The organism is Calidithermus terrae (assembly GCF_003574345.1).
Classification (GTDB): Bacteria; Deinococcota; Deinococci; order Deinococcales; family Thermaceae; genus Calidithermus; species Calidithermus chliarophilus.
The window spans coordinates 1-1,424 of record NZ_QXDL01000414.1; the positions used below are offsets into that span (position 1 = coordinate 1).

Annotated in this window: 1 protein-coding gene and 1 pseudogene; one reads left to right on the forward strand and one right to left on the reverse strand. The window is 68.4% G+C overall.

The features are described 5' to 3' along the window. Positions 1-242: pseudogene (locus Mterra_RS21235) on the forward strand (type II and III secretion system protein); the annotation flags it as partial. Between the two features lie 106 nt (positions 243-348). Here Mterra_RS21235 and Mterra_RS21240 read toward each other — a convergent pair. Next, positions 349-1,254 (reverse strand): alpha/beta hydrolase family protein, encoded by a 906-nt coding sequence (locus Mterra_RS21240; RefSeq protein WP_119316875.1) that lies wholly within the window; start codon positions 1,252-1,254, stop codon positions 349-351. Between the last annotated feature and the right edge of the window lie 170 nt (positions 1,255-1,424).

Sequence of the window (1,424 nt, forward strand, 5' to 3'; positions counted from 1 at the left end):
AGACCCAGAACTCCTTCTCCTTCTCCACCCGCGACGCCACCACCACCGTGCGGGTGGGCTCCGGCGAGGCCATCGTGATCGGGGGGCTGCTGGAGAACCGCCGCACCGAGAGCGTGGAGAAGGTGCCGGGGCTGGGCGACCTCCCGCTGCTGGGGGAGCTGTTCAAGACCACCTCCACCACCACCGCCGAGACCGACCTGGTCATCGTCATCACCCCACGCCTCCTCACCCCGCTGCGGTAGGGGAGGGGCCAGGCACGAGGTCGGCGGGAGTTGGTCGCTTTCCCGTTCACGGCATTTCATTACTGAGTGATTCGAGGATGGTCTGCAAGGCGAGCCTTACGGCCCTTCACCTCAGCACCCGGGCGTAGAAAGCCTCCACCTTGGCGAGGAAGCTCGCGTCGGCGCGGCTGCCGCTGGGGAAGGTGTGGCGGGCGTTCTGGTAGCTGAAGCACTCGGCGCTCTTGCCCAGGGCTTTTAGCTTCCGGCACAGCTCCACGCTCCAGGCATAGGGCACCTGCTCGTCGGCGGTGCCGTGGTGCACGCTGAAGGCGGCGCGGGCGTTTTGCAGGTGGTAGATGGGGGAAATAGCTTTGATGCGCTCGTCGGGGGCGTTGAGCTCGGCCAGGCCCCGGCTGCGGCCCGAGTAGACGTAATAGATCTGGCTGGCGTTCTTGCGCTCGTCGCCCGACATCGAGCCGTAGAGCACCACGGCCCGGACCCGCGGGTCTACGACCGCGACGCGCAGCGCGATGCCCCCGCCCATGCTGTGGCCCCACAGCCCCATCCGGCTCCCGTCGGCCTTGGCGAGCGGCCCCTTGCCGCTCTGCCCGCGCACGATGGCGGCCAGGTTGAGCACGTCGATGGCGTAGTTGACGCGGAAGACCCCCTCCGGGCTGCCCTGGGAAGGGGGGTGGCCCCGGTAGTTGGGGTGGATGACCACGTAGCCCATGCGCGCGATGGCGTCGGCGTAGCGGGTGGTGTAGGCCAGGGTGCGGTAGGTGGCGGGGTTGACGTAGCCGTGCAGCACCAGCACCACGGGGTAGGGGCCCTTTCCGCCGGGCACGTTCATGAAGCCGTACTGGGTCAGGCCCTCCGAGGGCCAGCGCACCAGGTAGCGGGTGAAGCCCCGGTTTTGCGCCAGGGTGCGTTCAACGGCCAGCTCGCCCTTGCCGTAGCTGCGGGCCCGCAACTCGGCTATGGTCTCCTGGGCCTGAACCGCTCCGAGCAGCAACAGCAAAGCCAGCCAGCGCATAGGCCAACGGTAGGCTTCGAGTACGGGATTGAGCCAGGGGGCAGGGCACAATGCGTGAGTTAAACGCCCGACGCGGGCCGTACGTCGTGCGTCGGGCGCCAAACGCAAGACGCCTTGTTCCCCCCTTAGCAAGGGGGGTTAGGGGGGATACCCCCTCCCCGCCGGCGGGG